Source organism: Candidatus Symbiopectobacterium sp. NZEC135, assembly GCF_025962695.1.
This window is the reverse complement of sequence record NZ_JAGFPF010000005.1, coordinates 172605-178922: the sequence shown is the minus strand read 5'-3', so window position 1 is coordinate 178922 and position 6318 is coordinate 172605. Positions and strand designations below refer to the sequence as shown.

Below are 6318 nucleotides of genomic sequence, written 5' to 3'. Positions count from 1 at the left end.
AAGTGAGTTCTTATCTGGTCGGCCAAATTGATTCTGAAATCAACGCCGACGATCTGAGTGACTTCCAGCTCTAAGCCAATGAGCACCTCGACCATCACACTGCGCGTCTCAGGCGCGCAGCTTACCAACAACGACAGTGCAGCCTCCTTATTGGACGTGCTGGAACAACACCGCGTACCCGTGGAATATCAGTGCCGCTCAGGTTATTGCGGTGCCTGCCGCTTACGGCTGGTGAAAGGTCGCGTCGCCTATCGCCAGACACCCCTTGCCTGCGTACAACAAGACGAAATATTGCCGTGCTGCTGCATGCCAGTAAATGACATTGAGTTGGAGTTATGAGCGTTCGGCATGCCCGGTGTATGATATTTTCTTAAGTGACGTGCGCAGGGCGTTTTCATTCGGGTATGGATACCCATGATTTTAACGGAAAAGGGTAATAAAGGTGCTGTAAATGGTGTTAAGGATGAACCGGTTCGTTGTGCTAGTAGTCATGTGTTTCCTGCTGTCGGCTTGTGATAACAATACGCCTGACGCCGCTGCGCAATATGCGCTAGGAAGCGCTTACGATGATGGTGGCACACAAAATATTAATTATGAGAAAGCCAAATACTGGTATGAGAAATCTTCTGCTCGTGGAAATCTCGATGCCATGAGGGCGCTTGGGTTTATGTACGAAAAGGGCAAGGGGATGGCGGTCAATTACACAAAAGCCATTGAGCTCTACACAAAAGCGGCTGAAAAAGGTGATTACCACTCCCATATCAACTTATGGTGGATGTACTCTCAAGGGCTTGGCGTAGAAAAAAACAGCGACGTTGCTGCGCAGTGGTCTCAAAAAGCGAAGACGTTGGAAGCGGCAGGAAAAGCAGACTAGGGCAAAGAGGCATCTCCACCGTCACGGGGGGAGCACAAAAACAGCAAATAGTTTAGTTGGTATATTATTTCCCTTTTGTATTTATCAAAATGGATATAATAAATTGAAGATGTTTATCTCACTCTCTTTATTTAAACGCTTTTTTAGGATAAAAACGGTCTAAATCTTCGCGTAATTTTACTTATATACTGAGCTAGCCTCCATCGTGCTGTTACGGCAGTTATTCTTGCCTGCACTGCCCGCAGCGGAAAGAAGGACCACATTGTTATACCCGTCATACTTCAAGTTGCAGGTGTGTTGGCTGCGTTCGTTCACCCGAATCACTTACCTGTGTAAGCTCATCGGGATGAATGAACCTCATCCCTGAGGTTCACCCTACGGGCCAGCACAGGTGCTGTTCAAATTTGTTCCAGACAAATTTGTCATTCACTTGCCGCCGTCCTGCAACTCGAATTATTTAGGGTATATAATTCTTATAATAGGGACGATAATGAAATTTTCAGATCTGAAAATCGCCACGCGCCTGGCGATTGGCGCTATCATCAGCCTGCTTATCCTGATTATTTTTGGTATCTTGGCCTTTGGCGGGCTTAAAAACTTCCATGAGCACATCGACGCCGTAGTAAAGAAAAATTATCCTATCGTGATGCTCTCCAACAATGTTATGAGCAGTTTAAATAACGTCTTTATTAGCCAATCCGCCTTCTTTGCCCTGACCGCAGAAAATGACGAAAATAACATCAACACAACGGTTGAACAGATCAAAAAAGACCGCAGTGTTATCGTTAAACATATTACGACGCTTAGTAATTATGTGCAGGACGATGCTGAACTCACTGCCGCGTTAAATACCATCAAGCAGGACTATAGCAAGTTTGCCGAGGCCAGCGATGTACTGCTGAATCTGGCGAAAAACCGTCAGGATCTACGCCATCAAGCGCTTGAAGTCACCTGGCCTTTGGGTACTGCGCTCAAAAAAGATATCTCACAATTCATCAGCAAAGCCGAATACCGCATGTGGCAGGCGGACCAAACGGTTAATCAAAGTTACAGCAGCATTCGCATCATATTGCTGTGCATTATTCTAGCAGGCGTCGTTATCAGCCTGACGCTGTCATTTGTAACGGCACGCAGTGTGGTGCTGCCGTTGCAGCAAGCGGTGTCATTGGCGGAGTCCGTTGCACAGGGCAACCTGACGCGATCGATCGACCATCAGCGTAAAGATGAGACTGGCATCTTATTGAATGCGCTGAACAAGATGACCACCAATCTCCAGCAGCTTGTCGGGCAACTGCGCGATGGCGCCCACAGCATTGCCTCGGCTACCGCACAGATTGCAGCGGGTAACCTGGATCTCTCCGGCCGCACCGAAGCACAGGCCAGTTCTCTGGAACAGACGGCTGCATCAATGAACCAGCTAGCGGCTACCGTTAAAAACACCGCAGAAAATACCCAACAGGCCAATACGCTGGTGAATGATGCCGCTCTGGAAATGAAAAACAGCGGCAGCAAAATGTCCGATGCCGCGAGCAAAATGCATGAAATCCGCGATTCTGCTAACCACATGGTAGAAATCATCGCTCTGATCGACGGCATTGCTTTCCAAACCAATATATTGGCACTCAATGCCGCCGTTGAAGCGGCGCGAGCCGGTGAACAGGGTCGCGGGTTTGCCGTGGTGGCCAGCGAAGTGCGTAGTCTCGCGCAGCGCAGTGCCGCCGCCGCAAAAGAGATCAAAGCGTTGATCGACGATGCCGTGCACACCACACAACAAGGGATGGAACTGGTGGAAGGTGCCGAAGCCTCAATGAAAAACCTGAGCACCAACGCCTCTCACATGAGCAGCATTATGTCGGAAATTGCCCACTCCAGCCGGGAACAAAGCGTCGGGATCGATCAGGTCAACATTGGTGTCGGGCAGCTTGATGCATCAACGCAGCAAAACGCGTCGCTAGTGGAAGAAGTCTCTGCAGCCGCACAATCGCTGCAAAACCAAGCGCAACGCCTGACGGATGCCGTCGCGGTATTTGTCATTACCCAGACCGGTTCAACCACTGTGACGCCCCCGACAGCGGCAACTAAAATGCCTCTACTGGCTGCTGCAAGTGCGGGCTCCACCACAGCATCCTCAAACGATAACTGGACAACCTTTTAATCCAGCTTCTTGCCGGGGCGTATTCGCGCCCCTGCTTGCCTCATCTCTCGTTTTTGCTATTTTCAGATAATACGCCAATGACAACCCGCGATTACGCCTGCGAAAAGATAGGTTTTATGCACCGACGGCGCTAAAATAATCTTTTCAGGATGAAGAAAAATATAGTTTTATTTCAATTAATTATTTTTAAAACTACCTTTGGAGGTGAAAACCATGCTGAGTGTCATTCCCGTATTGATATTTGTTGCGCTGGTTATTGTATGGTCAGGGATCAAGATCGTGCCGCAAGGCTATCAGTGGACCGTAGAACGTTTTGGCCGCTACACCAAGACACTGATGCCGGGGTTAAACCTGGTGATACCGTTCATGGATCGCATTGGTCGCAAAATCAATATGATGGAGCAGGTACTTGAGATTCCCTCCCAGGAAGTGATTTCCAAAGACAACGCCAACGTGACGATTGATGCCATCTGTTTTATTCAGGTAGTGGAAGCAGCACGCGCGGCCTATGAGGTCAGTTCGCTCGAATTGGCGATCAAAAACCTGACCATGACCAACATCCGTACCGTACTGGGCTCCATGGAGCTGGACGAAATGTTGTCGCAGCGTGACAGCATCAACACACGCCTGCTGCATATCGTCGATGAAGCCACTGGACCGTGGGGCGTAAAAATTACCCGTATTGAGATCCGTGATGTGCGACCGCCCGCCGAACTGATCGCCTCAATGAACGCACAGATGAAAGCAGAACGCACCAAACGTGCCGATATTCTTGAGGCCGAAGGGATACGGCAGGCTGCCATTCTCAAAGCGGAAGGTGAAAAACAGTCGCAGATTTTGAAAGCTGAAGGGGAACGTCAATCCGCGTTTCTGGAAGCAGAAGCCCGTGAAAGAGCCGCAGAAGCAGAAGCACGCGCAACCCAGATGGTCTCTGATGCGATTGCCTCCGGTAATATTCAGGCCATCAACTACTTTGTGGCACAAAAATATACTGATGCACTGAAAGAGATTGGTTCTGCCAACAACAGCAAAGTTATCATGATGCCTCTGGATGCCAGCAATCTGATGGGCGCTATCGGTGGTATCGCCGAATTGATCAAAGACAGCGGAAATGCCCGGAGCCAGAATGGACGTTGAACTGCTGGCTGAGAATGCCCACTGGGTGTGGCTCTCGCTGGGTGGTCTGCTGCTGGCGGCTGAAATGCTTGGGGCCAGCGGCTATTTGCTCTGGAGCGGCGTGTCTGCCGTTATCATCGGTTTGTTAACCTGGGTATTACCGCTGCCTTGGGCGTGGCAGGGAACGCTGTTTGCCGTGCTGACCATCATCACCGCGCTGCTGTGGTGGTACTGGCTGCGTAGCCGTTCACGCCGGATCACGGACGCCACGTTACTCAATCAGCGCAGTCGGCAATTGATTGGGGTGCGAGCCACCATCACCGAAGCGGTTGAAGATGGCGTCGGCCGAGCGAGAATCGGCGACAGCACCTGGCGGATCAAAGCCGATGAACACCTTCCCGTCGGCACCACGGTCGAAGTGATCGCTGTTGATGGCATCACGCTACACGTCCGCCCCCTCAAGGTTTGACCGCCCTTCCCTATTATCCCCAGCGGTAACACGGTTGGGGATTTTTCATCCTTATGGCAGTATCCTCGCGCGGCACAAGCGGTTAGCATGAGTGTTTGTGGTTGAGGGAGATAAATCATGACGTTACTGCGCCAACTGGCCACCTGGTTGGGATTCATTTCCCCGGTCGCCTATGCCTACCCCGCACTGGATGTTTCGCTGACAAACGGCGGACGCCTGCATTTGGTAGGCAGTATCCATATGGGCAGCGAAGCCATGTCTCCGTTGCCGGAGGTGTTGCTGAAACAATTGCAGCAATCTACTGCACTGGTGGTGGAAGCCGATATTTCCGATATGGGTTCGCCGTTGCAGGAAGAGTACGAGCCCATCGAGCTGGCTGAGCGTCTGGACCCAGAACGCTACCAGCAGTTCCAGCAGCACTGTGAGGCACTGGCGCTTAGCGTGAGTCGCTTTGAACATCTGCCTGCCTGGCACGCCGCGCTGACGCTCCAGGCGATGCAGGCGCAATCACTCGGCTTACGGCCTCAGTATGGCATCGACTATCAATTGATTCAGGCCGCCAAGGCGGCAAGCATTCCGGTGATTGAACTTGAAGGTCAGCAAGAACAGCTCGCCATGCTGCGACAACTGCCGCAGGGGGGTGTAGCATTACTGGAAGATACGCTGGATCACTGGCACGTTAATGCGCGCCTGCTTCAGGTGATGACCGGCTGGTGGCTGGCAGGACCGCCAGCAAAACCCGCTGCCGCTATGCCAGCGACGTTCAGCCACGCTTTGTCCGAGGTATTAATGCGTCAGCGCAATACCCGTTGGCGCGATCAGCTACAGGCACTACCGAACGGACATTATGTGGTGGCGGTCGGTGCGTTGCATCTGTATGGCGACAATAGCCTGCCTTCCCTGCTACAACCTGTTAGTGCAGAGCGATAACAACGGGATTGACTAAGGAACGAGCACCATGACACCCGCAGTAAAACTTCTGGAAAAAAATAAGGTCGCTTTCCAACTTCACAGCTATGACCATGACCCAAACGAAACCAATTTTGGCGAAGAGGCCGCGCGTAAGCTGGGGTTGAATAAAGAGCAGGTGTACAAAACCCTGCTGGTGTCGCTGAACGGCGATGCCAAACATTTGGCCGTTGCCATCACCCCAGTCTCCGGGCAGTTGGATTTAAAGAAGGTGGCGCGAGCCTTTGGTGCCAAAAAAGCGGATATGGCCGACCCGATGCTGGCTCAGCGGGTTACAGGCTATCTGGTCGGCGGTATCAGCCCGTTGGGACAGAAAAAACTGCTGCCAACCGCCATCGATGAACCGGCACAACACTTCCCGGTGATTTACGTTTCCGGCGGCAAACGCGGGCTGGATATCGGGCTCGCCCCCTCCGATTTGGCAAAACTGCTGAAAGCCTCATTTAGTGATATTGCCAAGCGGGATTAGGGAAGGAATGCGAAATAATTCGCGTTGTGGCAAGGCAGCAAGTGAAGGGCAAATTTGTCTGGAACAAATTTGAACAGCGCCTGCGCTGGCCCGTAGGGTGAACCTCAGGGATGAGGTTCATTCATCCCGATGAGCTTACATCAGTAAGTGATTCGGGGGACTGAGCGCAGCCAACGCCGCCACAGCGTGAAGTATGAAGCGTAAAAGAAGCTGATGGCAGAGGACTCCACGGCCAGTGTGTCCCCTGCCACCGCTTCAAAACGGGT

The 6318-nt window shown here is 51.8% G+C and carries 8 protein-coding genes; all 8 read left to right on the top strand.

Annotated elements, in window-relative coordinates; all coding sequences use genetic code 11:
• Positions 1-74 (top strand): hypothetical protein (locus tag J5224_RS05305; RefSeq protein WP_264624366.1); only part of this gene is annotated, 74 nt, incomplete at its 5' end.
• 4 nt (positions 75-78) lie between these two features.
• Entirely contained in the window at positions 79-339 is a 261-nt protein-coding gene (gene yfaE, locus J5224_RS05300) for a class I ribonucleotide reductase maintenance protein YfaE (RefSeq protein WP_264624351.1), read from the top strand.
• A gap of 124 nt (positions 340-463) precedes the next feature.
• Positions 464-874 (top strand): tetratricopeptide repeat protein, encoded by a 411-nt coding sequence (locus J5224_RS05295; RefSeq protein WP_264624350.1) that lies wholly within the window; start codon positions 464-466, stop codon positions 872-874.
• Positions 875-1364: 490 nt separating this feature from the next.
• Positions 1365-3029, top strand: a complete 1665-nt coding sequence (locus tag J5224_RS05290; RefSeq protein WP_264624349.1) for a methyl-accepting chemotaxis protein — start codon at positions 1365-1367, stop codon at positions 3027-3029.
• A gap of 213 nt (positions 3030-3242) precedes the next feature.
• Positions 3243-4166 (top strand): SPFH domain-containing protein, encoded by a 924-nt coding sequence (locus tag J5224_RS05285; RefSeq protein WP_264624348.1) that lies wholly within the window; start codon positions 3243-3245, stop codon positions 4164-4166.
• Positions 4156-4614 (top strand): NfeD family protein, encoded by a 459-nt coding sequence (locus tag J5224_RS05280; RefSeq protein WP_264624347.1) that lies wholly within the window; start codon positions 4156-4158, stop codon positions 4612-4614. Before J5224_RS05285 ends, J5224_RS05280 begins: the two co-directional genes overlap by 11 nt.
• 114 nt (positions 4615-4728) lie before the next feature.
• On the top strand, positions 4729-5544 hold the full coding sequence (locus J5224_RS05275) for a TraB/GumN family protein (protein ID WP_264624365.1): 816 nt from the start codon (positions 4729-4731) through the stop codon (positions 5542-5544).
• A gap of 28 nt (positions 5545-5572) precedes the next feature.
• Entirely contained in the window at positions 5573-6052 is a 480-nt protein-coding gene (gene ybaK, locus J5224_RS05270) for a Cys-tRNA(Pro)/Cys-tRNA(Cys) deacylase YbaK (RefSeq protein ID WP_264624346.1), read from the top strand.
• Positions 6053-6318 lie beyond the last annotated feature (266 nt).